This is a genomic window from Serratia sp. BNK-4, assembly GCF_048685115.1.
Classification (GTDB): domain Bacteria; phylum Pseudomonadota; class Gammaproteobacteria; order Enterobacterales; family Enterobacteriaceae; genus Serratia; species Serratia bockelmannii.
In genome coordinates this window covers 3,851,702-3,873,881 of the sequence record NZ_JBLQTM010000001.1, presented here as the reverse complement: position 1 = coordinate 3,873,881, position 22,180 = coordinate 3,851,702, and the positions used below count along the sequence as shown (strand labels likewise).

The 22,180-nt window shown below is 57.2% G+C and carries 21 protein-coding genes; 11 read left to right on the top strand and 10 right to left on the bottom strand.

Translation table 11 applies throughout. The annotated features are described in order from the left end of the window. Nucleotides 1-377: 377 nt before the first annotated feature. The 4 genes from ACMGGW_RS18520 (at nucleotide 378) to ACMGGW_RS18505 (ending at nucleotide 4,855) form a co-directional block, all read left to right on the top strand. Nucleotides 378-848, top strand: coding sequence for a YhcH/YjgK/YiaL family protein (locus tag ACMGGW_RS18520; RefSeq protein WP_025304114.1), 471 nt, complete (start codon nucleotides 378-380; stop codon nucleotides 846-848). A 376-nt stretch (nucleotides 849-1,224) separates the two neighbouring features. After that, complete coding sequence (locus ACMGGW_RS18515) at nucleotides 1,225-1,812, top strand: sugar dehydrogenase complex small subunit (RefSeq protein WP_025304113.1); 588 nt, start codon at nucleotides 1,225-1,227, stop codon at nucleotides 1,810-1,812. Next, complete coding sequence (locus tag ACMGGW_RS18510) at nucleotides 1,809-3,461, top strand: GMC family oxidoreductase (RefSeq protein WP_025304112.1); 1,653 nt, start codon at nucleotides 1,809-1,811, stop codon at nucleotides 3,459-3,461. The genes ACMGGW_RS18515 and ACMGGW_RS18510 overlap by 4 nt, the downstream gene beginning before the upstream one ends. After that, nucleotides 3,458-4,855: a c-type cytochrome gene (locus tag ACMGGW_RS18505; protein ID WP_197832462.1), complete on the top strand. Its 1,398-nt coding sequence runs from the start codon at nucleotides 3,458-3,460 to the stop codon at nucleotides 4,853-4,855. The genes ACMGGW_RS18510 and ACMGGW_RS18505 overlap by 4 nt, the downstream gene beginning before the upstream one ends. A 120-nt stretch (nucleotides 4,856-4,975) precedes the next feature. Here ACMGGW_RS18505 and ACMGGW_RS18500 read toward each other — a convergent pair whose 3' ends face one another. From ACMGGW_RS18500 to ACMGGW_RS18490, 3 genes are all read right to left on the bottom strand, one after another. Further along, nucleotides 4,976-5,968: a LacI family DNA-binding transcriptional regulator gene (locus tag ACMGGW_RS18500; protein WP_025304110.1), complete on the bottom strand. Its 993-nt coding sequence runs from the start codon at nucleotides 5,966-5,968 to the stop codon at nucleotides 4,976-4,978. Nucleotides 5,969-6,263: 295 nt separating this feature from the next. Further along, on the bottom strand, nucleotides 6,264-7,496 hold the full coding sequence (locus ACMGGW_RS18495; protein WP_197832461.1) for a cysteine desulfurase-like protein: 1,233 nt from the start codon (nucleotides 7,494-7,496) through the stop codon (nucleotides 6,264-6,266). After that, nucleotides 7,493-8,107, bottom strand: coding sequence for a 2OG-Fe dioxygenase family protein (locus ACMGGW_RS18490; RefSeq protein ID WP_225735536.1), 615 nt, complete (start codon nucleotides 8,105-8,107; stop codon nucleotides 7,493-7,495). Before ACMGGW_RS18490 ends, ACMGGW_RS18495 begins: the two co-directional genes overlap by 4 nt. Before the next feature lie 396 nt (nucleotides 8,108-8,503). Here ACMGGW_RS18490 and ACMGGW_RS18485 point away from each other — a divergent pair, with 396 nt between their 5' ends. Both ACMGGW_RS18485 and ACMGGW_RS18480 read left to right on the top strand, forming a co-directional pair. Further along, nucleotides 8,504-8,974, top strand: a complete 471-nt coding sequence (locus ACMGGW_RS18485; RefSeq protein WP_420279522.1) for a hypothetical protein — start codon at nucleotides 8,504-8,506, stop codon at nucleotides 8,972-8,974. A gap of 3 nt (nucleotides 8,975-8,977) precedes the next feature. Further along, entirely contained in the window at nucleotides 8,978-9,586 is a 609-nt protein-coding gene (locus ACMGGW_RS18480; RefSeq protein WP_049208186.1) for an OmpA family protein, read from the top strand. A gap of 173 nt (nucleotides 9,587-9,759) precedes the next feature. On the opposite strand, the gene ACMGGW_RS18475 is transcribed toward ACMGGW_RS18480, so the two are convergent. The 3 genes from ACMGGW_RS18475 to ACMGGW_RS18465 form a co-directional block, all read right to left on the bottom strand. Further along, entirely contained in the window at nucleotides 9,760-10,098 is a 339-nt protein-coding gene (locus tag ACMGGW_RS18475; protein ID WP_025304105.1) for a hypothetical protein, read from the bottom strand. Between the two features lie 135 nt (nucleotides 10,099-10,233). Beyond that, a complete protein-coding gene (locus ACMGGW_RS18470) occupies nucleotides 10,234-10,803 on the bottom strand; it encodes an HdeD family acid-resistance protein (RefSeq protein WP_043142563.1) in 570 nt (189 codons plus the stop codon). Nucleotides 10,804-10,930: 127 nt separating this feature from the next. Beyond that, nucleotides 10,931-11,797: a LysR substrate-binding domain-containing protein gene (locus ACMGGW_RS18465; RefSeq protein ID WP_158523427.1), complete on the bottom strand. Its 867-nt coding sequence runs from the start codon at nucleotides 11,795-11,797 to the stop codon at nucleotides 10,931-10,933. 189 nt (nucleotides 11,798-11,986) lie between these two features. Between ACMGGW_RS18465 and ycaC the strand changes: the two genes are divergently transcribed. Both ycaC and actS read left to right on the top strand, forming a co-directional pair. Beyond that, the gene (ycaC, locus tag ACMGGW_RS18460) at nucleotides 11,987-12,616 is read left to right on the top strand and encodes an isochorismate family cysteine hydrolase YcaC (RefSeq protein WP_025304103.1); all 630 of its coding nucleotides are present in this window, start codon (nucleotides 11,987-11,989) and stop codon (nucleotides 12,614-12,616) included. Nucleotides 12,617-12,804: 188 nt separating this feature from the next. Beyond that, the gene (gene actS, locus ACMGGW_RS18455; RefSeq protein WP_043142556.1) at nucleotides 12,805-13,554 is read left to right on the top strand and encodes an amidase activator ActS; all 750 of its coding nucleotides are present in this window, start codon (nucleotides 12,805-12,807) and stop codon (nucleotides 13,552-13,554) included. A 34-nt stretch (nucleotides 13,555-13,588) separates the two neighbouring features. On the opposite strand, the gene ACMGGW_RS18450 is transcribed toward actS, so the two are convergent. Then, nucleotides 13,589-14,446: an AraC family transcriptional regulator gene (locus tag ACMGGW_RS18450; protein ID WP_043142553.1), complete on the bottom strand. Its 858-nt coding sequence runs from the start codon at nucleotides 14,444-14,446 to the stop codon at nucleotides 13,589-13,591. A 181-nt stretch (nucleotides 14,447-14,627) separates the two neighbouring features. Between ACMGGW_RS18450 and ACMGGW_RS18445 the strand changes: the two genes are divergently transcribed. After that, nucleotides 14,628-16,397 carry an ABCB family ABC transporter ATP-binding protein/permease gene (locus ACMGGW_RS18445; protein ID WP_060448450.1) on the top strand — a complete coding sequence of 590 codons (1,770 nt, stop codon included), beginning with the start codon at nucleotides 14,628-14,630 and terminating at the stop codon, nucleotides 16,395-16,397. A 9-nt stretch (nucleotides 16,398-16,406) separates the two neighbouring features. On the opposite strand, the gene betI is transcribed toward ACMGGW_RS18445, so the two are convergent. Further along, the gene (gene betI, locus ACMGGW_RS18440) at nucleotides 16,407-17,003 is read right to left on the bottom strand and encodes a transcriptional regulator BetI (protein WP_060435026.1); all 597 of its coding nucleotides are present in this window, start codon (nucleotides 17,001-17,003) and stop codon (nucleotides 16,407-16,409) included. Nucleotides 17,004-17,161: 158 nt separating this feature from the next. Between betI and ACMGGW_RS18435 the strand changes: the two genes are divergently transcribed. Continuing rightward, on the top strand, nucleotides 17,162-18,706 hold the full coding sequence (locus ACMGGW_RS18435) for a BCCT family transporter (RefSeq protein WP_141966826.1): 1,545 nt from the start codon (nucleotides 17,162-17,164) through the stop codon (nucleotides 18,704-18,706). A gap of 6 nt (nucleotides 18,707-18,712) precedes the next feature. Here the strand turns inward: ACMGGW_RS18435 and ACMGGW_RS18430 are convergent, their stop codons facing one another. Both ACMGGW_RS18430 and ACMGGW_RS18425 read right to left on the bottom strand, forming a co-directional pair. Further along, nucleotides 18,713-19,144, bottom strand: coding sequence for a VOC family protein (locus tag ACMGGW_RS18430; protein WP_049296182.1), 432 nt, complete (start codon nucleotides 19,142-19,144; stop codon nucleotides 18,713-18,715). A gap of 158 nt (nucleotides 19,145-19,302) precedes the next feature. Next, nucleotides 19,303-20,220 carry a TIGR03571 family LLM class oxidoreductase gene (locus ACMGGW_RS18425; protein WP_025304096.1) on the bottom strand — a complete coding sequence of 306 codons (918 nt, stop codon included), beginning with the start codon at nucleotides 20,218-20,220 and terminating at the stop codon, nucleotides 19,303-19,305. Nucleotides 20,221-20,937: 717 nt separating this feature from the next. Here ACMGGW_RS18425 and ACMGGW_RS18420 point away from each other — a divergent pair. Next, the gene (locus ACMGGW_RS18420) at nucleotides 20,938-22,155 is read left to right on the top strand and encodes an MFS transporter (protein ID WP_197832460.1); all 1,218 of its coding nucleotides are present in this window, start codon (nucleotides 20,938-20,940) and stop codon (nucleotides 22,153-22,155) included. Nucleotides 22,156-22,180 lie beyond the last annotated feature (25 nt).

Below are 22,180 nucleotides of genomic sequence, written 5' to 3'. Positions count from 1 at the left end.
GAAATCGGTCGATTCTGGTGAAAAGGGTGAATAGCCAGTGATTTTCTGCCGTGGATCACAGGATAAGTAACGCTGTTTCGTAACACTTAATTAAGTGACTTTTGTCACAGTTTTAAACGGCTAAAAACCGTGAGATAGGCCATGACTTATTTCACCATACCGAATGGCCTTTCAGGTGGAGTTTACTCACAGTGGTGATAGGTTGTAAATATTAGAAACAAAGCGGTTTGCTTTGTTGTTTATTCATAGTGACGCCCGTAGAACGATCTAATAGTGATTCTGCCGTAATTACGCCGAGATTGCGTGTTGCCATAACACTATCCAACCATTGTTTTTGTCGGTGAAATACCGAGCCGATATTGACCAGAGAAAATATTATGATTATTGATGCTTTAACCACTGCCGTAAATAATAGGTTCTATCCGGCGGCCATCCGTAAAATGCTGGCCAGTATTATTGAAAATGAGCCGTACAATTTACCTGTCGGGCACTATCAGGTGCAGGGTAAACAGATGTTCTTTAACGTCGTTGAAGGGGAAACCAAACTATTGGCCGACCAGAAGCCAGAGTTTCATCGCCAGTATCTGGATATCCATCTTGTCCTGGAAGGGAAAGAAGTGATTGGCGCCGGGGTTCTGGGGCTACCTCTGCCCCTGAGTGAGCCGTTTAACGAGGCGCACGATCTTGGGTTTAGCCCGGCGATCCCCGGTGAGACTCTCATCCACCTGCAACCCGGTGAACTGGCCGTTATCTTCCCGGGTGAGTTGCACCGCCCGATGAGTACCTGCACGGCACCGGCAGCTCTGCGTAAAATTGTGGCGAAAATCGACTGCGCCCTGCTGACGTAGCAAGACGTTCAGCGGCGGCTGGTATCGCGACTTCAGGCTGCCCGGCGGAAAGCCTCGCTCATCCGCTGTCTGCAGCGATTCCGAAGAATACGCCTTTCCCGTCAAAGCCATAGCCCCTAATTTTTAAAGATTGAGTTGGGTTGAATAAATTTACGGCAGAGATTACGCCGTATTATTTACAGGGATATTTTCTTCAGGTTCACATTACATCCTTAAAGGCCGTGAGTTTACCTCTGTAGTCGATGTAGCCAATCTCATAACGCCTTGATCTTTTAATGCGGTTCCTCCCCATTGGCACAATTTTTTATTTTGGTTTGCCTGTGTTCTGATAGATATTAAAAAAACTATATAAAAATAAATTATTTCGGAGCTAACAATGTCGTTGCAAATCGTGCTTACCCGCAGGGAGGCGCTGGGAAAAATGGTGGGCGTCATCGTCGCCGCCAGCCTGTTGCCTTATTCAAATATAACCTATGCCGAACGGGCGCAAATTGCCGCCTCGCCCGTTGAATACGCGCAATTCTTGCAAATTTCGAGAAAAATTACCGAGTTTGACGATTTGGACGTCACCCTCTCCGCCCGCTATTTTTCCGCACTGCGCGAACATTTTCCGCAGTTGAACTCGCAACTCAACGCCCTGTTTACCCTGAGCCAGCAAGCTACCGATGCGGAAACCTTGAACCGGCATGCGATTGAGCAGGGGCAGAGGGAGCTTATCCAGGCCATCGTGACCGCGTGGTATACCGGAACCGTAGATCCTTCAAGTGCCGATCAGGGTCAGTTGATTACCTATAAAGAGGCGCTGATGTATCGCACGGTTCAGGATGCCCTGATTGTTCCGACCTGGTGCAATTTTGGTCCGCTGTGGTGGACCGGCTTGCCGCCGGGCGTTACCCGCCAACCTTCCATTCCCGCAACAGATTTGCCTGCCGTAGCCGATAAAAAATATGAGGACCGCGTGTGAAAAGCCCAATAATTAATGCTTCCGGCGATGCAGAGGCCGATGTCGTCATTGTCGGTTCCGGTATTGTGGGTGGTCTGATGGCGGATGCTTTGGTGAGCCAGGGCTACTCGGTGCTGGTACTTGAGGCAGGCCCGCGGATTGAGCGCGCACAGGCTGTGGAAAACTGGCGCAATATGCCACTGCACAATCGTGCGGGGTCGGATTTTCAGGGGCTTTACCCGCAATCGGAGTACGCCACCGCGCCGCTCTATTTCCCGGAGAACGACTATATCAAACTGACCGGCCCCAATGGCTCTGGCTTTAAACAGGGCTATTTGCGTGTGGTGGGGGGAACCACCTGGCACTGGGCCGCTTCTTGCTGGCGCAACCATCCCAATGATTTTCGCATGAAATCTCTCTATGGCGTGGGGAGAGACTGGCCTATTTCTTACGAAGATATCGAACCGTGGTACGCGAAAGCCGAAGAGGAAATAGGCGTTGCCGGCCCGAATAATCCGGAGTGGCAGTCCCCTGCGGAACGCAGCGGGCCTTACCCGATGGACATGGTGCCCTGGGCCTACGGCGACAGACGCATTGCTGAGATTGTTAATCCTCACGGTTTTAAATCGGTGCCCATTCCGCAAGGCCGCAGCACCCGGCCCTGGAATGGACGGCCCACCTGCTGCGGCAATAACAATTGCCAGCCGATTTGCCCGATCGGGGCGATGTACAACGGTATTCACCACGTTGAACGGGCCGAACACAAGGGGGCGAAGGTGATCCCTGAAGCGGTGGTGTACAAAATTGACACCGACGACAATAACCGCGTCACCGCCGTTCACTGGTATGACACGGCGCACAACTCCCATCGGGCGATCGGTAAAACGTTCGTTCTGGCCTGCAATGGGATTGAGAACCCGCGCTTGCTGCTGCTGGCGGCCAACGAAAAGAACCCGAACGGCATCGCGAACAGCTCGGATCAGGTGGGACGCAACATGATGGATCACTCGGGCCTGCACTGCTCCTTCCTGGCGCGAGAGGCCCTGTGGGTTGGCCGCGGCCCGGCGCAGAGCAGCTGCATGGTGGGGTATCGTGACGGCGCGTTCCGCAGCGACCACTCCGCCAACAAGATCATCATCAACAACATCAACCGGGTGATCCCCTCCGCCCTTGAAGTCCTGAAAACGGGCAAGGTCGGCAAGGCGCTGCAGGATGAAGTGCGCGATCGCGCCAGCCGCTCGGTGGATCTCTCCATCAGCCTGGAACCGCTGCCGGACCCGAACAACCGTCTGACCCTGAGCCCCACTCGCAAAGACAAGCATGGCCTGGCCTGCCCGGACATCCACTACGACGTCGGCGATTACGTGCGCAAAGGGCTGGAAGTGGTCAAAACCCAGCTACGGCAGATTGGCGACTTGTTCGATGCGCAAGAGTTTGTGATTAACGACAAGCTGAATGCCAACAACCACATTATGGGCGGCACGATCATGGGCAGCGACCCCACGAACTCGGTGGTGAACGGTAATTGCCGCGCTCACGATCACGACAACCTTTGGATCCCGGGTGGAGGCGCCATGGTTTCAGCCAGCGTTGTCAACACCACGTTGACGATGGCGGCGCTTGGACTCAAGGCGGCCAATGACGTACTTCGAGCCCTGGAGAGCAAATGAATAAAATCACCCACGTGCTGGCAGCGACGCTGCTGCTGGGAAGCGGTTTTGCGGCGCATGCCCAGGACGGCGATCTGATCGCTAAAGGGCAAGCGCTGGCTATCGCCTCGGACTGCATGGCCTGCCATACGAATACGCAGCAGCAGGGTAAACCTTTTGCCGGGGGGTACGGCATCGCTTCCCCCATGGGCACTATCTACGCCACCAATATTACTCCATCGGTAAAATACGGTATCGGCGGCTATTCCGAAGCGGCGTTTGCCGACGTGCTGCGCGCCGGGATCCGGAAAGATGGGGCGTATCTCTATCCGGCCATGCCCTACACCGCCTACACCCGTCTGAGTGATGACGAGATCCACGCTCTGTATACCTATTTCATGCATGGCGTTGCCCCGGTCGATGAGCCGGCCAAGCACCAAACCGATCTGCCGTTTCCGTTCAACATCCGCCTCTCCATGGCGGTGTGGAACAGGCTTTATTTGGACAATCGGCGCTTCACCCCGGATCTGACGAAAGGTGAGGCGTGGAACGAAGGGGCCGCGCTGGTGCAGGGCCCGGCTCACTGCGGAACCTGTCATACGCCGCGTAATGTGCTGATGGCGGAAGACAATTCGCGCTTCCTGATGGGGGCATCGTTGGGCTCTTGGTACGCGCCGAATATCACCGCAGATCGCCAAGAAGGGATCGGTGGCTGGAGCGAGCAGGAGTTAGTGGCCTACCTGAAAACCGGTCGGGCGGAAGGGCGCGCGCAAGCGGCGGGGCCAATGGCTGAAGCCGTTGAGCACAGCTTCCAATACCTGACCGACCGGCAGCTGCAGGCGATAGCGACTTACCTGAGGACCGTACCGTCACAGGGCGATGAGCGCCAGGGCAATAGCTTTAGTCAAGCGCATTACAACGTTGAGCACCATCTCCGCGGCATCAATTCGCCCAACGCCAACTACACGCTCAATAGCGGCGAGGCGCTCTACAGCGGCTACTGCGCCAGTTGCCATCAGCCGGATGGCAGCGGCAGTTTGAACCAGGCCTACCCTTCGCTGTTCAACAACTCCACCACGGCCGCGAGCAATCCGTCAAACCTGATTGCCGCCATTTTGCAGGGGGTTGATCGCCGGGTTGACGGTAAGCACGTCCTGATGCCGAGCTTTGGCGCCGGTTCCTATGTCGGAGAACTGACGGATAAGCAGGTTGCCGATATCGCTAACTTCGTGCTGCAGAAATACGGCAACAGCACGCTGAGCGTGACTGAGGCCGACGTGAGTGAGGTGCGCGCCGGGGGCCCGAAACCGCTGTTGGCGCGCGCACAGCCGATGATTCTGCCTGGCATGGCCGTCGCGGCGGTCGTCATTATTCTGCTGGTCCTATTCTGGCTCCGCCGCCGCAAGGCACGTTAAGGGGGCGTTCGGTCAGGTGGGTGGCGCCATCTGGCCGAATCTCTGGCCGGGATAACGAGAGATGGTCTTCTGGCGAAGCGGGCAGTGATGGCCAATGATAAAGTCACTGGCAGGGGTAAGCTATATTGTCTCCCCCATTGACAGGCGGAAGTGGAGATCGACACGTTCAATGGTCGGCAGCCCTTTAATTTTTTTTATTATGATTTCTGTCGCCACTTTCCCCATCTCATACCGTGGCGTCAGTACGCTGGCTAACCGAGGAGTAATGATCTGCCCGATCTCAAGACCGTGAAACCCGGCAATGGCCATTTGCGCTGGCACGCTGATACCGTTTGCCAGACATTCCTGTAACACGCCCACGGCCAGATCGTCGTTGGTACAGAGAATCCCATCCATATCCGGATACATCTGGCTCGCAAGCGTCATCATGCCTGTTCCAATCGAAATGGAAGAGATCTTATTGGGGGAGATACGACCGGTAGGTAAATCATGGTTAGCCATTGCCTGACAGTATCCCGTATAACGCTGTTCATCGCGGATATCAGACATTGAACCAAAATAGATAATGCGTTTTTTACCGCTGGCCAGCAGCATGGTGGTCATATCGTAGCCGGCTTTCACATTATCAAAACCCACGTTAATTCGATCTGTATTGCCTGACAGCCCCATGATTTCAGCAACGGGTATTTTTGCCGTCTTCAGGAATTTTTCCGCCCGCAGACTATGGACCGACTCGGTCAGCAGCAGCCCTTTTATCTTAAAAGCCAGGATCGCGGCAATTTGCTCCTCTTCGCGTTTGCTGTTGTAGTCATAATTGACGACCAGCGTCTGATAACCCTGTATAGACGTCACGGATTCAATGCCGGCGAGGACATCAGCAAATATCAGATTGTTAAAAGAAGGAACCAGAACGCCGATGAGGGGAGGGCTATTGGAATAGAGGGCGGGATTGTCGGGATCGGCCTGATAGCCGACTTCCTCGATAACGGCGGCAATGCGCGCAGCTGTTTCCGGTTTAACCCTGTCCGGCGTGCGCAGATAGCGACTGACCGTCATTTTGGTTACACCCGCCAGTACAGCAATGTCATTTAACGTAATTCGCTGCGACTTCACCATTCATACTCATCTGACCCAGACCGTGTTTGTCATTATGCCCACTGCTGAGTCAAAAGAGAATGCGTGCAATGCGCTACCTCCGGCGTATCCGGTGACAACCGCACGATGCGCCGATCCCGGCTTCTTTTGCCGTTCCAGCATGAGTATGTTCATTATCCCCGCATTTCGTAACGGAGTGAAAGAAAGGCACGCATCAGCGTGCCGTGGACTCTCATGGAAGAAAAGGCGGGCAGTTTGATTCCTTTTCGTCCGCTCAACCCGCTCAATAAGGTGAGCGGGCGATGTGGCCGGGTTAACTGAGAATATCTTCGGCGATCACGTTGAACAGCGTATCGATCTCGCCTTGAGTGTTGTAGTGCATCATGCCGATGCGCAGCACGCCGCCGTCCTGCAACCCCAGCTGTTGCACCAAGCCCAACGCATAGAAATGCCCGCTGCCGGCGCAGATGTTGTGCTGCCCCAGGCGGCGGGCGATTGCGTCAGGCGTATGGCCGCTGAAGGTCAGGGCGAAGGTCGGTGTGCGGCGCGCGCTGTCCGCCTGGGGATTGCCATAAAGCCGCACCCCGTCGAGCTGCTGCAGCCGCTGCATGAAGTGGCGGCACAGCGCCTCTTCATGCTGGTGGTAGGCGGCGAAGCTCTCCTGCAAACGCTGCCTTAACGGCGCGCCGGGCGAGCCCCACTGCGCCAGATACTCGATAGCGGCCGCGACGCCGGCCAGCGCTTCGAAGCTCTGAGTACCGGTCTCGAAACGGCCGGGGCCGACGTCGGTGGCCGGCTCGACTTTGTACGGACGCAGGCGCTGCAGCCACTGCGGCGCGATGTAGGCCATGCCGACGTGCGGGCCAAAGAACTTGTAGGCGGAGCACACCAGGAAATCACAGCCCAGCGCCTGTACGTCGATCAGGTTATGCGGGGCGTAATGAACGGCGTCGACATACACCTGCGCACCGACCTGATGCGCGGCTTCGACGATGGTTTTGATATCGACAATGCTGCCGGTGACGTTGGAGGCGTAGCTGACCGCCACCAGGCGGGTGTTGGCATTGATGCGCTCACACACTTTCGCGGCATCCAATGCGCAGTCGGCGCTCTCGAGCGGTATCTGATGCACCACGGCCCCTCTGTCGGCAGCGGCCTGCTGCCAGCTGGAGACGTTGGCGTAGTGATCCAGCGCGGTGACGATGACCTCATCGCCGGCCTGCCAGTCGCGGCTGATGATGCGGCTGAGATGAAAAGTCAGCGTGGTCATGTTCATGCCGAAGACGATGGTGTCGGCCGACGGGGCATTTAACAAGGCGCGCACCGATTCCCGCGCCTGGCCCATCACCTCGCCGGTGACTCGGCTGGAGAAGTAGTGGCCGCCCAGGTTGGCGTTGTATGCCCCCAGGTAATCTGTCATTTTTTCCAGCACGCCCCGTGAAACCTGCGCACCGCCGGGGCCGTCGAAAAAGATCGCCGGTTTGCCGTCGATTAGCTGGGACAGGGCGCTGAACTGGCGGCGGGCGAGCTCGGGAGTAAAGGTCATGCTTTCTCTCCCCGCGCGGTGAGGACGAAGAGGTCCAAATGGCCTTCTTCTGTTGGGCTCACGGCGTTGATCGGCGTGGCGTTGTGCCACAGTTTGCTGTCCGCCAGCAGCACGGCTTCGCCGTCCGCCAGCGCTTTTTTAAAGAAGGGATCGTGGTGACTGTCGTCATACAGCATGATTTCACCGCCGACGATGTTGTGCCGGTGAATGGCGATCATCGCGATGTGGTCGAAACCGTCCTGGTGAATGCCTTCCGGCGCCACCTGGGTGTCTTTCTCGATGGCGACCACGCGCATCTGGTGGATCTCTATCTCGGCGCCTTCCGGCAGTTCGTTGCTTTCTGCAAACAGGTTGCACATCTCTGCCATGCCGGCGCTCTGCAACACGGCGCTGTCGATAGGTTCGAAGCGGCGCACCACGTTGCCCTGAAAGTGGTTGATCTGATCCGACTGCATGAAAGTGCGCGGCCCCACTTCGGCGACGTTGGGGTTGAGGTATTTGACGACCGAGTAACGGCGCAGGCGATATTTTCCGTCGGCGTGTTGCGTGTGGGGCAAGGAGGAGAACGATGGCATCAGCTGTTGGGTGGCTTGCGGGCTTAGTACAGTCATACTTATTACGTTTTCGTGTTTCTGTAACATAATCACCTCTAATAATAATAATTTCTGATGTTGTAGGGGGTAATTCGATTGAATTGTAGACGACTCTATAACCAACGCAATTTGGCGGTGGCGAGGTGTGACGGCGGTCGTAAAGTGGGGTGAACGGTAGAGAGGATGAGCGAAAGGGAATGCCGGTATGAAGCGGGTCATTCAGCAAAATAAGCGCTAACGGGGGGAGAATTCATGCGCAAGCATAACGTGACCAAGGTTACGCTTTCAGGGATAACTCTCATGAATATGAGGTGCTTTACTATAATTCCGGGACAGAGTGACCGCAGTGGCATTGCCTGGTTGTTGAAAGAACAATCTTCAATTCCCCCTGAATAAGGACTCCGATCATGCAGCATGTCAGGAAAATTCGTCATTTCCTGCCTGTTTGCGTCGATAATGTTCCCCGGCATGGCCTTCGCGGAAGATCCCCCCGTGACACCGTTGGCTACCGGGATCGTCAGCAGCGGCGTAGCCGAAGCGCAAGTGACCGAGGCCGTGCGCCACGGTGAAATCCTGACCATCAAAGTGCGTTTCAAAGGGTTGAAAGACAACCTTAATGGGCAAGGCTTGTATAGCAGTCTGGATAAAAGCAGCCTTGAGAAATCCTTCTATATTCTGGTGGGTAATAAAAAATACCTGCTGCTTACCGATAGCAATAATGTCCCACTGGCCTCTCCCAGCGTGTCATTCAGCTCAAGTTCAGGCATTCCCTATGTCGCCACCTGGTTTGGCAGCTTCCCTGCGCCTCCACCTGATGTGAAAGAGGTGTACCTGACGATCGCCAACGTCGAGCCGCTCGGGCCGATAGCCATTACGGATCGTTGAGCGATGAACGGCCTCAGGAAAGCCGCCTGTGTGGGTGGGATGTTAGCCTTTGGGTTGGTGTCATTGGGTTCATGGGCTGACAGCGGAGAGCCGGCATCCGTGGGGAAACCGGTGATACTCGATCTTAAGGCCACCCGGCTGGGTTTGGTTGGTTTGCCTTCGGGGCTGAATGCCGGCGTCCTTGATCTGCAGAGTAAGGCAGCGGATTTGGCTAAACAATCCGCCGACATTTCCGTCAGAGACAGCAAAAATGCCGTAACGTTATCGATGCGCAGCGATGTCCTGTTCGCCTTCGACAGCGATGCGATTGCTGCTAAAGCGGAGCCTGCGCTGCAACAGGTGGCGCAATTTATCGCGGCCGAACCGGTAGGGAACGTGGTGATCGAGGGGCACACCGATGCGGTGGGCAGCGATAAATATAATCAGGATCTGTCGCTGCGACGCGCACGTGCGGTGGCTGTTTGGCTGATCGCACATGGGGTAGAAAAATCTCGTCTGAGTGAACGGGGAAAAGGGGAGGCTGAACCGGTGGCTTCCAACGACACGCCGACGGGCCGGGCCAAGAATCGGCGGGTTGACTTCGTGTTGCCGAAAACCGTTGCCGCCGGTTAACCCCGCGTCGGTGGACGTCTCTTTTGCCAGAGCCGCTTTTAAATGGGCTCTCCTGCTGACTGCTTGTAGGGCGTGGAGCCGGTGACGTTAATGATTGATGAACATAATCGCGTCGCCAAAAGCCTGTATCCCACTTTCGGCTTTCGCTTTAGCGACCCCGACAAAATGCGGGGTCAGAACGTCTCGAAATACAGCTCGCGCAACAGCCAGGAGATTTCGTTATTGGTGCGGTTCAGGACGTCTATTCTGTGAACTCCTATCGCTTCTGCGCGCAGATCGAGCAGCAAGTTGCGAATCTGCCGGAATAACGGGGTTTGCGGGTTGGGTTTGGCCAACTGCTGTCCACACAGTTTGATACCGGCGTCGCAGCCGGTGGCGATGTCCGTCAGGCAGCACGGGCAGGTGGTTTTTTGGCGCGCCATATTGCGGCATTGTTGCCCGATTACCTGATTAAAATGGCGTAATTGCAGGCAGACTTCCCGCGAGTTCAACGGGTTGGAATGGGTTGTCATCGGTTTCAGCTCCCTTGTCTGCGCCTATATTGGCACTTACCGATGAAGATAACCACGGACAAGCCGAGGGGGTATCGCCTTGTTTTGTCTAGAAGCAACGAAAGCGATGAGGCCCGCGATGGCGGGCCGGTAGAGTCAGGCGCGTTTAAACAGATTCGCCGCCTGGAACAGCGCAAAGGAACTGACCAGCATCTCGATGCCGACGATCGCCGTCACCAGCGTGACCGACGCCGCCGGGCCTGAACCGATCAGCATCCAGGCGATGATCAAATCGAGCACGCCGATAACGAACTGCAGCCAGTTGCCCGGCAATCCGCGGCGCATATAGCCAGCCGCCAGGCGGGCGATGCCGCCGAGCGCGAACAGCACGGCGAGGTACACTGCCAGCGCCAGAATGCCCGCCAGCGGGCTGGTGATGAACACATAGCCGATAATCAGGTAGGCCACACCCAGCAGAATGCCGCCGATCATCGGCCAAGTATTCTGCGCTCGGTTGGCGATCATGGCGATAATCAGCCCGGCGCCGCTCAACAGCAGCAGGACGCCGACCACGATGCTCAGCGCCGCGCCGGAGGCGAAAGGATTAACCAGGCACACTATACCGCCCGCCAGCAGCAGGAAGGCGATGATCAGCAGGGTGGTGCGTTGCTTTTTGAGCAGTTCTTCGCTCAGGAGGGGCAGATTATTGCGATCAAGGTTTAGCATGTTACAGCTCCATTCTCTTTGTTGCGATCCTCGGGGGCACTCTATTTTTCCGAGCGCTCTATTATAGTAGTCACTTTTTAATCACTGCGGTAAATCCGGCGTGGCGTTTATGCTTGGTAGCGGCGTGTTATTCGGCCAGTTCATCAACGATGAAATCAATCAGCGCCCTTACCGAAGGGGGGAGTCCTTGTCTGGAAGGGTAAAACGCGACAATCTTGTGTTGTTCCAATGTCCAGTCGTCGAGCAGCGTTTTCAGGCTGCCGTCGAGCAGTTCCTGGCGGGCTAATTTCAGCGGCAGGCAGCCCACACCGACGCCTTTTACGATCGATTCCTTGATCAGGCGAATGTCATCGCACACCATGCGCGACTCGTTGTTTATTTTGACTTCGCGATCGGCTTGTTGAAACGTCCAGGCGGCCTGAAGATGGGTCGATAACCACCCGACCGTTGGCAAACTGGAGAGATCTTCGGGCGTATTGATACTTTGGTACTGAATAGTTGCAGAGGGGGCGACCATAAATGCGGTGGGCACAGCGCAAATTCGACGCATCACCAAGTTGCTGTTTTTGGGCTCATCGGCGATGAGTTTTAATGAGAGGTCATACCCTTCAGAAATAATATCCACGTTGCGATTAAATATTTTTACATGCAAATTGACCTTGGGGTATTGCAGCATGAATTTCGCCAGGACTTCCGTTAGGCCAAGATCCAGGAGAATGTTTGAGCAGGTTAGTTTTATTTTTCCAGTGGGTTTTTCGCTTTTGTTAATAATGAGGCATTCCGCTTTCTCTGCGGTGCTAATCATCTGCAGGCAGTACTGATAATATTCTTTTCCTATATCGGTGACCATGAGGTTTCGCGTTGAACGCTGAATAAGTCTGACATTGAGCCTTTTTTCCAAATTGGATATTCGTCTTGATAGCGTCGATTTGGGTATACCAAACTTCTTACTGGCGGAAAGAAATCCACCGCATTCAACTACTCTGGCAAACATAACCATCTCATTGAAATCTATCATATAAAGTTGACCTTCCCAGTGGTGAGATACTCATTCCCAATAATCGTTCTATTTACCCGGCTGGTTCATTGCTAGCCTGATGTCGGAGCGTTTGAAAGCATGCTACATGCTTGGAATGCATGGGGCGATCGGAATTTGATGATTTTGATGATAAAGGAGAAGGGAATGACTTTTAAATATAACCGATTAGATAAGGCACAGGCCGCCGTGTTATTAGTCGATCATCAGACGGGGCTACTGTCCCTGGTTAGAGATCAGGATCCGGATAAATTCAAAAATAATGTTTTGGCGCTGGCCGATCTGGCTAAATACTTCAATTTACCGACGATACTGACCACGAGTTTTGAAAACGGACCGAACGGCCCTTTGGTGCCAGAGCTAAAGCAAACGTTCCCTGACGCCCCCTATATTGCTCGTCCCGGCAATATCAATGCCTGGGATAATGAAGATTTCGTCAAGGCGGTAAAGGCCACGGGCAAGAAACAACTGATCATCGCCGGCGTGGTGACCGAGGTTTGCGTGGCGTTTCCTGCGCTCTCTGCGTTGGAAGAGGGGTATGAGGTTTTCGTCATCACCGACGCATCCGGCACGTTCAATGCGATTACGCGCGATGCGGCTTGGGATCGCATGTCCCAGGCCGGCGCGCAGCTGATGAGTTGGTTTGGCGCGGCGTGCGAATTGCACCGCGATTGGCGAAATGATATCGAAGGGTTGGGGAACCTGTTCTCTCAACATATCCCTGACTATCGCAATCTGATGACCAGCTTCAGTTTGCTGACCTCAGGTAAACAGTAACCCCGGCATCGCTGCATGATTTGGCGCCTTATGGCGCCATTTTTCCTCCCGCCGATCGTGCCGCAGCGGCCTCCGTGCCAGTTGTTTTCCGATAGTTGCCTCTTTCCCGCTTTTTGACTGACCCGGCGCAAATGTTACACTGTGCGGCTGACGCGTATCAGAACCGAAAAGACGATTGGGGACAGGATTTGAGCACAGGAAGCAAGCTGGCGAGGTGGCGCCGCATCGCGGTGTGTCTGACATTGGGGCTATTGTTGGCCGGGTGTTCGGGTAAAAATACCTACAACCGTGACTACGACAAACTGCCGAAGGGCAGCTACACCGGCAAGTCTTACACCGTCAAACGGGGCGATACGCTGTACTACATCGCCTGGATCACCGACAGCGAAGTCAGCGATCTGGCCAGAATCAACAAGATACGCCCGCCTTATAGCCTGGAAGTGGGGCAAAAGCTGCGGCTGAGCGGCAGCACGCCGACCAAAACCGCCGCCACGCGCCGTAAAACGTCTTCCTCCGCGATCGCCAAGCAAACGCCGCCGCCGGGCGCCGCACGTTGCTGGCGCTGGCCGACCAGCGGCCGGATCGTGCAGGCGTACTCCAATGCCGATGGCGGCAACAAGGGCATCGACATCGCCGGTAAGCGCGGCCAGCCGATCTATGCTTCCGCCAAGGGCAAAGTGGTGTACGTCGGCAACCAACTGCGCGGCTACGGCAACCTGATCATGATTAAGCACGGCGAAGACTTTATTACCGCCTACGCGCACAACGACACCACGCTGGTGCGCAACGGCCAGGATGTGAAAGCGGGGCAGAAGATTGGCACCATGGGCAGCACCGGCACCGATTCGGTGTTCCTGCATTTCCAGATCCGCTACCGCGCCACCGCGCTCGATCCACAGCGCTATCTGCCGCCGCAGGGATCGTCGCCGTCCTGTTAACATTAATCCGGCTCCTTACGGGGCCGGATGTCAGCTATTTCAGTGGCAGATAAAGATCGGTCACCAGTTCATATTCCGCCACCTCGTGCACGAAGTTGTGGTAGTGGAAATAGAGCGGAAAGTCACGCAGCTCCTCGCCGCTGGCCGGCAACCACTCGCGGTACAGATAGTGGGCACTTTCCGAGAGCCCATCCAGCGAGCCGTGATGGCGCAGCACCGCGCAGCGTCCGGCCGGCAGCGTGCCGTTCACCACGCCAGAGGCGTTGTCCTCCGGGATCGGTGCAGTGACCTCGCCGCAAATGAAGAAGTGGAAGTCTTGCGCGTCGGTGGTGGCCGGATCGTGCGGTGCGATGCCGTAAGTGCGGCTGCTTCTGACCGGCGACAGGCCGCTGGTTTTGCGCCACTCGATAAAGCGTGCGGCGGTTTCGTTGACCAGCGCGGGCGGGCCGCTATGTTCGATCATCGCCACTGGCGTGGCCGGGAAATCGACAATGTCTACCTTCATGGGTTGTTTCCTTTTGTGTTTCGGCTCGGGAAAGCGCTGCTGCCAATCGATCCAGGCCGGCTGTTTGCGAAACTGGCTCGGCGTTTGGCTGAACGCCTGTTTGAAGGCGCGGCTGAAGGACTCCGGGTTTTGAAAACCGGCGTCCAGCGCGATGTCAATCACCGGCTCCAGCGGGTTATACGCCAGGCGGTAAGAGGCGCGTTTAAGCCTCATCCACTGGATATAACGCCACACCGAGATGCCGCAATACGCGCTAAACTGGCGTTGAAAGTGAAAGCGCGAAAAATGGGCCACTTCGCTCAGCGTGTCGACGGTAAGCGCTTCGTCCAGGTGGCGGTCGATATAGTCAAAGACCTGCGCAAAGCGCTTTGCATACGTCTGGGTCATGTGATTGTCTCCTCCATGCCTGAACTTTGCCCGAGTCGCTGCTGCTTCTCCTGACGGATGATGCTGAGTTGCCACCGCAGGAAAACGGAATGGCTGAGGCGTTCGCCGCCGGCCAGGCCAAACTCATAACCCCCGCGCGGCCATGCGCCGCGAGCCCGACCGAGAAGATGAATATTACATGATGGACCGTTCCCGTTTGCTGAAATTCCTACTGCCCTACCTGTGGCCGAAAGACAACCCGCGGCTGCGGGGGTATCTGGTGGTGGCCTTCGTGTTTATGGTGGCGGCCAAGGTCAGCACCACGCTGGTGCCGCTGGCCTACAAAGCGATGGTCGATGCGCTGAGCGGCGAGACGGCGAAAATGCTGGCGGTGCCGCTGGGGCTGATTATCGCCTACGGCGTGGCGCGGGTGGGCGGTGCGCTGTTTGAGGAGCTGCGCAACGTGATGTTTATCCACGTCAGCCAGAACGCCACGCGCCTGTTGGGCGTGCGGGTGTTTCGCCAGCTGCATGCGCTGAGCCTGCGCTTTCATCTGGAGCGCCAGACCGGCGGGCTGTCGCTGTCTATCGAGCGCGGCACCCAGGCGGTGTCCACGGTGCTGTCGCGGCTGCTGTTCTCCATCGTGCCGATCCTGTTCGAACTCTCGCTGGTCACGGCAATCATGTGGCATATGCTGAACGGCTGGTTTGCGCTGGCGATCCTGACCACGGTCGGCTGCTACATTCTGTTCACCGTGCTGGCGGTGAGCTGGCGCACCCGTTTTCGCCGTGAGCTCAACAAGGCCAACGCCGACGCCAACAGCAAATCCATCGACAGCCTGCTGAACTATGAGACCGTGAAGTACTTCGGCAATGAAGCGTTCGAGGCCGAGCGTTTCGATCTGTCGCGGCGGCTGTACGAATACGCCGCCATCAAGAACCAATTCAGTTTTACCGCGATCAACCTGGGGCAAACCGCCATTATCTCGATCGGGCTGATCGTGATGATGGCCATGGCGGCACAGGGCATTACCCAGGGGACGATGACGGTCGGCGACTTCGTGCTGGTCAACGCCTACCTGCTGCAGCTGTATCAGCCGCTGAACTTCTTCGGCTTTATTTATTCCGAGGTGCGCCAGGCGCTGATCGACATGGAGAATATGTTCGATCTGCTGCAGGAAAAGCGTGAGATCGTCGATAGCCCGGATGCGCAGCCGCTGCGCCTCGATCGCGGCGAAGTGCGGTTCGACGCGGTCAGCTTCGGTTACGACACGCGCCGACCAATCCTCAAGCAGGTGAGTTTTACCATTCCGGCAGGCCACACGGTGGCGGTGGTCGGCGCCTCCGGCGCGGGCAAGTCCACGCTGTCGCGTCTGTTGTTCCGCTTCTACGACGTGCAGGGCGGCGCCATTACCCTCGACGGCCAGGACATTCGCCAACTGACGCAGGCCAGCCTGCGTCAGGCGATCGGCATCGTGCCGCAGGATACGGTGTTGTTCAACGATACGCTGCGCTATAACATCGGTTACGGCAAAACCGGCTCCAGCGATGAAGACATCGAGCGGGCGGCGCGGCTGGCGCATATCCATGATTTTATCGTCGGTCTGCCAGACGGTTACGACACCCGGGTGGGCGAGCGCGGGCTGAAGCTGTCGGGCGGTGAAAAGCAGCGGGTGGCGATCGCGCGCACCATCCTGAAAAATCCGGCTATCCTGGTGTTCGACGAGGCGACCAGCGCGCTGGATACCCAGACCGAGCGCGAAATCCAGGGGCATCTGCGCGAGGTGAGCCGCAACCACACCACGCTGGTGATCGCCCACCGGCTCTCCACCGTGGTGGATGCCGATGAGATCATCGTGCTGGAGGCGGGGGAGATCGTCGAGCGCGGGGGGCATGAGGCGCTGTTGGCGGCGAACGGCCGCTACGCTGCCATGTGGCAAACCCAGTACAGCGAAGAGCAGGAACCGCGCTGACGCTGCCGTTCACTCCGCCGATGGCGCGGCCCTGAGCCGTTGTATCACGTAGTCGCAGGCGATGCGGTAATCCTGCTGCAGATCGGTGTCATCCCCGGCCAGGCTACCGCGCAGCCAAAGCCCATCGATCATCGCCGCCAGCCCGCGCGCCGCGTCGCGCGCCTGCTGCAGCGGCAGCTCGCGGCGGAACTGGCTGCAAATATTGGAATAGAGCCGCCGATCGTTGGCGCGCTGTAGGCGGCGCAGCACCGGCTGATGCATGCTGGCGGCCCAGAAGTCGAGCCAGGCGCGCATGGAAATGGCGTTGGTTTGGCTGGGGTGGAAGTTGCCCTGAATGATGGCGCACAGCTGCGACTGGCTGTCGCTTGCCGCCTGAGTGCGGCACTCGGCCACCGCGTCGCGCAGATCGCGCAGGATCTTGCGCATGGTCGCGCTCAACAAACCTTCTTTATCGCCGAAATAGTGGCTGACGATGCCGGTCGACAGCCCGGCCTCTTTCGCCACCTGCGACAGGGTGACGCCAGCCAGCCCCACAACGTTGATGGTCTCGAAGGCGGCGTTAATCAGCTGCTCCTTGCGCTGCTCAGGAATGTCTCTGCGGTACATATTTTCCTCAACTGATAGGCAAATCACACTTTGAATTTGATTGATTGAACGGTCAATCAATACTCTATATGCTGCGAAAATGTCAAATAAATGACGATAAGATGTTAACCAAAAGTTGCATTTAAATCGTCTGTCTTTCGCATCATGGAAGCCTGCCAATGACAATGAAAACTCCCCCATCGCTTGACGAAGAACCTGTCAGATTAAATGTCCCGGTATTTTTCGGCTCGGCGGCGGTGATCCTGCTGCTGGGATCGCTGGTCGTGCTGTTTCCCGCCGCCAGCAAACAGTGGCTGAATGTTGCGCAAAGCTGGGTGGCCGATGTGTTCGGCTGGTATTACATGCTGCTGATGGTCGCCTGCATGGCGTTCGTGTTCTGGCTGGCGCTGTCGCGCTTTGGCCATATTCGCCTGAGCCAGGATGACGAGCCGCCGCAGTTCAGCTACCCCTCGTGGGTGGCGATGCTGTTCTCGTCGGGCATCGGTATTGCGCTGGTGTATTACGGCGCCTATGAGCCGCTGGATCACTTCCTGTCGCCACCGGAAGGCAGCGGCGGCAGCGTGCAGGCGGCGCGACAGGCGATGGCGCTCACCTTTTTGCACTGGGGGCTGCACGGTTGGGCGCTGTACGCGCTGATCGCCACCGCGCTCGCCTATTTCGCCTATTGTCGCGGTTTGCCGCTGGCGCTGCGTTCGGCGCTGTACCCGATCTTCGGCGAGCGCATCCACGGCGGCGTCGGCCATCTGGTGGACAGCTTCGGCATTCTGGTGACGGTTATCTCGATGGTGACCAACCTGGGGATCGGCGCGTTGCTGGTGAACTCGGGGCTGTTTTACCTGTTCGACATCCCGCAAAGCACCGGCGTACTGCTGGCGCTGATCGTGGTGATGATGGTGGTGGCCACGCTGGCGGCGGTCACCGGCGTCGAGAAGGGCATTGCCATGCTGTCGAACATCAACGTCGGCTTCCTGTGCCTGCTGCTGCTGTTCGTGTTTCTGGCCGGGCCGACGCTGAACCTGCTCAACGGCATGTTGCAGAACCTCGGGGATTATCTGACCTCGCTCGTCAGCCGCAGCTTCGATATGTATCTGTATGGCAAGGCGCGCCAGTGGCAGGGCGCCTGGACGCTGTTCTATTGGGCCTGGTGGGTGGCGTGGGCGCCGTTCGTCGGGCTGTTTATCGCCCGCATTTCCAAAGGCCGTACCATCCGTGAGCTGATCTTCGGCGTGTTGCTGATCCCGCTCGGGTTCACGCTGGCGTGGCTGTCGATCTTCGGCAATACCGCCATCAGCCTGGTGCTGGAGGGCGGGCAGGCGATCCTGGGCCAGGTGGCGCAAAGCGATCCGCCGATGGCGGTGTTCAAGCTGTTTGAATACCTGCCCTATACCCAGCTGACTGCCGGTTTCGTGGTGGTGATAAGCTTCGTGCTGTTCCTGACGCCGGTCGATTCCGGCACGCTGATGATAGCTAACCTCTCCTGCCAGGGCGGTTCCGCGCACGATGACGCGCCGGCCTGGCTGCGAGTGTTCTGGGCGGCGGTCACCACGCTGGTGTGCGCCGGGTTGCTGTACGCCGGCAGTTTCAGCGCGATGCAAACCGCGGTGGTGCTGTGCGGCCTGCCGTTCTCGGCGGTGATCGTGCTGTACATGGTCAGCCTGCGCAAGGATCTGCGCGGTTACGCCATGACGCCGGCGATCCCCTGAGGCGGTTTATTCGTCCGCGCGCGGCCGATGATGCACGTACTCGACAATCGTGCCGTCCGGCAGGCGCGCATTGAAACAGGCGCCGGTGGGCACTTCCACCGGGCCGAAGAAGATCTCGGCTCCGGACGCCAGCAGCCGCTGGTGGTAAGGGTAAATGTCATCGACCAGCAGCGTGCCGACGGTGCTGCGAAAAGGGCGCAGGTTTTCTTCCGCGCCTTCCAGGATCAGAAACGGTCCTACCGCTGCCAGCACCAACCGATGCTCGGGAAAGTCGAAACGCATATCCGCTTCCACGCCGTGCAGCTGCTCGTAAAACGCGATGGCGCGGTCAATCTCGCCTTCGTCGACGTAGACCCGGATCAGCACGCGCGGCTCGCGCAGCGATGAAGAGTCGGCGGTTTTGCGCCAAAAGCCCGCTTCTGTCAGTTTTGCCGTCATTGCTCATTCCTCATGGTGGCTCGTTTCCCCGTCATCATGCCGCCGTTTGGCCGCAGGGATTAGACTGAGTTGTTATGAACTAGCAGCGGCGGAAATAAAAAAGCCCCGGTAACGGGGCAAAGACCAGCTCAGGTCGGAATAGCGGGCTAAAGCGGGCGTCAGGCGCGATGGAATTCCGGTAACACCAGTTGGCCGATCTCCTGCATCGTCTCTTCCAGCGGCCGCTGGTTGCGGCGGAAATGCAGGCCGATGTGGTTGACCCCGGCGTCACGCATGGCGCTCAGTTCCTGAATCAACCCATTGCGGCCGCTCTTGATGCCGAAGCGATGGCGCTGAATCGGCGCGTCGGCGTTATCTGTGAGGTCGAGATGAATAAAGCTGACGTAGGGTTTGTCACCGGCCACGTTACGCCAGAGTTTGACCCGCGAAACGTGGTCCGCAGGCGTGCCGGGATACGACAGCCAGCCATCCATATTTTTTCCCACCCACTCAGGCGTTTGTTGCGCCAGCCCGGCGACCAGCAGCGGCGGCGGCGGCGTGGCCGGCAGCAGGCGCAATCCAGGCTGGAGCGCGCTGTCGGCTTCCCCTTTGAGAATGCCGACGCTGGTGCGAAAGCGTTCACCGCGCGCGGCGTAATCGGCGCCGAACAGCGGGTATTCCACAGGGCGATCGCCGCTGGCGACGCCGAGCAGCAGACGATCGCCGCTCAGCGTTTGCAGCGTGGAAGCCGCTTTGCGTACCAGCCACGGCTGGCGCAGCGGCAGCACCACGGCCGCGGTGCCCAGCAGAATATTGCGCGTCAGGCTGGACAGGTAGCCGAGGTAGGTAAAGGTCTCAAACACCTGCGCGGCGTCGCCGAAGTCCGGATCGTACAGCGGCACGTCGCGAACCCAGGCGGCGCGAAAGCCGAGCTCATCGGCCAGCTTGATGCGCGCAGCGTGTTCGCTCATGTCCGGCACGCCGAACGGTCGCCCATCCTGCTGGCGTTTCAGCTGCCCGCTGGTGGACCAATCGTTGTCCAGCGGCAACTCGATGCCGATGGAAAGCGGCTCCCGGGTTAGTTTTTCGATGCTCATGTGTCACTCCGTCTCTGGCCTTGCGGCGCGGTGTCGAACGATGGCACGAAGTGTTGCATGGCGCTTAATTGAGATAAACAGCCCTAATCGCAATAGATAATTGCTGTTGCGAGCATAATTACTTTGCAGGATACGGCATGATTGCCGTGATTTACGTCACGCTCTGCGCTTTTGTTATTGTCCAGATTAAATGATGTAACCCTGCCAATAGCCTTTCCCTCGTAAGAGTTATTTTGTTGTGCGGTCATGAAATAAAACGAAATGATTCAATAGATAAAAACGAATCCGAATGCTGCCTATCGTTAACTGAAAGGGGATAACAAATTAATAAACCTGAAGAGTTAATGGTGAGATTATTCACAGATGGCGTGAAAATAGGCATTTTTAACCGCGGGAAAATACCCGTTATTATTTTATTGTCTGTAAAAACAAAGTGATAAAATATCTGATTGTGATAATTCTATTTTAAAATAGTACCGGATAAAAACTTCATTCGTCTCTAAGAAAGCGCCGGTTGACAGACCGCCGGCTTGCGATAATTTTATGTCATTAATATGTTAATGAGTTGTTGTCGTGACGGAGGGCCAATGTCTCTCTTGGCCGAGCGCTTAATACACTTATGCCATGGCGGGTCGCCATTCATAAGTTAACTTATGGACAAATGACGCTATGAATACATCGCCAGGGCCTCGCCGCGCATTAAGTGAAGAGAACCGGTTGCTGATTATTTTATTTTTCGTCTTCGGCTGCGTGTTCGTCGATCGTCTGACCATCTCGTTTCTGTTTCCGATGATTGCCGCCGACCTCAAGCTCAGCAACGTGCATCTCGGCACGCTGTCGGCGGTGCTGGCATTGACTTGGGCGCTGTCTGGCGCGGGGCTGGGGGCGATAGCCGATCGCTTTAATATCCGCAAACCGATGCTGATCCTGTCGATCCTGGTGTTTTCGCTGTTCTCCGCGTTGTCGGGATTGGTCAGCGGGTTTGCCATGCTATTGATCTTCCGGGCGCTCATGGGGATCGCCGAAGGGCCGGTTTTGCCGATCGCGCAATCGTTGATGGTGGAAAAATCGCAGCCGCAGCGCCGCGGTTTCAACATGGGATTGATCCAGGGCGCGGCGCCGGGGCTGCTGGGCGGCATTATCGCGCCGCCGCTGATCATCTATCTGGCGCAGAAGTGGGGCTGGAGCATGGCGTTTCACCTGACCGCCGTGCCGGGCATCATTCTGGCGTGGTTGATCTATCGCCATGTGAACGGCAAAAAAGATCCCGCCTTTATCGCCGCGCCGGCGACCGGTAAGGCGGCGGGCAAAGCCGCTTACGGCGAGCTGTTCAAAATCAAGAACGTGGCGCTGTGCATTCTGATTTCCTGCGTGTTCGTCACCTGGTTCATGATCATCATTACCTTCACCCCTAACTTTTTGGTGACCGACCGTGGCTTCGGTGAAGGTACGATGGGCGGCATCATGAGCGCCATCGGCGCCGCCTGGGTCTTCTGGGGCGTGGCGGTACCGGCGATCTCCGATCGCCTTGGGCGCAAACCGACGCTGATTTTCTTTTCGCTGCTGGCGGTGTGCTGCCCGCTGTTCCTGAGCTACGTCGCCAACCCGTGGCTGCTGGGCGTGCTGGTGTTCCTGTCTTATACCGGCCTCGGCTGCTTCACGCTGTTTATGGCCACTATCCCGTCGGAAACGGTGTCGCCGGCACGCATCGCCACCGCGTTGGGGCTGGTGATGGGGATCGGCGAGGTGATTGGCGGCTGCCTGGCGCCGTTTATCGCCGGGCTGATCGCCGATCGCTATGGCCTGGTCAGCGTGATGTGGCTGGCGGCTGCCGGCGCGGTCTGCGCCGGCGTACTGAGCTGTTTTCTCGATGAAACTGCACCCGCGGTGGTGAGCCGCAGAACGGTGAAACCGGCGAGCGTTGCCGACGTGTAAGACGGTTTTATCCCATTCAATCAAG

Coding starts and splice junctions, on each gene's coding strand:
- ACMGGW_RS18425 (WP_025304096.1), bottom strand. CDS start 20,220: ATGAGCATCGAAAAACTAACCCGGGAGCCGCTTTCCATCGGCATCGAG.
- ACMGGW_RS18485 (WP_420279522.1), top strand. CDS start 8,504: ATGTCAGGAAAATTCGTCATTTCCTGCCTGTTTGCGTCGATAATGTTC.
- ACMGGW_RS18475 (WP_025304105.1), bottom strand. CDS start 10,098: ATGACAACCCATTCCAACCCGTTGAACTCGCGGGAAGTCTGCCTGCAA.
- ACMGGW_RS18445 (WP_060448450.1), top strand. CDS start 14,628: ATGGACCGTTCCCGTTTGCTGAAATTCCTACTGCCCTACCTGTGGCCG.
- ACMGGW_RS18465 (WP_158523427.1), bottom strand. CDS start 11,797: ATGTTTGCCAGAGTAGTTGAATGCGGTGGATTTCTTTCCGCCAGTAAG.
- ACMGGW_RS18520 (WP_025304114.1), top strand. CDS start 378: ATGATTATTGATGCTTTAACCACTGCCGTAAATAATAGGTTCTATCCG.
- ACMGGW_RS18470 (WP_043142563.1), bottom strand. CDS start 10,803: ATGCTAAACCTTGATCGCAATAATCTGCCCCTCCTGAGCGAAGAACTG.
- ACMGGW_RS18490 (WP_225735536.1), bottom strand. CDS start 8,107: ATGACTGTACTAAGCCCGCAAGCCACCCAACAGCTGATGCCATCGTTC.
- ACMGGW_RS18505 (WP_197832462.1), top strand. CDS start 3,458: ATGAATAAAATCACCCACGTGCTGGCAGCGACGCTGCTGCTGGGAAGC.
- betI (WP_060435026.1), bottom strand. CDS start 17,003: ATGTACCGCAGAGACATTCCTGAGCAGCGCAAGGAGCAGCTGATTAAC.
- ACMGGW_RS18450 (WP_043142553.1), bottom strand. CDS start 14,446: ATGACCCAGACGTATGCAAAGCGCTTTGCGCAGGTCTTTGACTATATC.
- ACMGGW_RS18480 (WP_049208186.1), top strand. CDS start 8,978: ATGAACGGCCTCAGGAAAGCCGCCTGTGTGGGTGGGATGTTAGCCTTT.
- ycaC (WP_025304103.1), top strand. CDS start 11,987: ATGACTTTTAAATATAACCGATTAGATAAGGCACAGGCCGCCGTGTTA.
- ACMGGW_RS18495 (WP_197832461.1), bottom strand. CDS start 7,496: ATGACCTTTACTCCCGAGCTCGCCCGCCGCCAGTTCAGCGCCCTGTCC.
- ACMGGW_RS18515 (WP_025304113.1), top strand. CDS start 1,225: ATGTCGTTGCAAATCGTGCTTACCCGCAGGGAGGCGCTGGGAAAAATG.
- ACMGGW_RS18430 (WP_049296182.1), bottom strand. CDS start 19,144: ATGACGGCAAAACTGACAGAAGCGGGCTTTTGGCGCAAAACCGCCGAC.
- ACMGGW_RS18435 (WP_141966826.1), top strand. CDS start 17,162: ATGACAATGAAAACTCCCCCATCGCTTGACGAAGAACCTGTCAGATTA.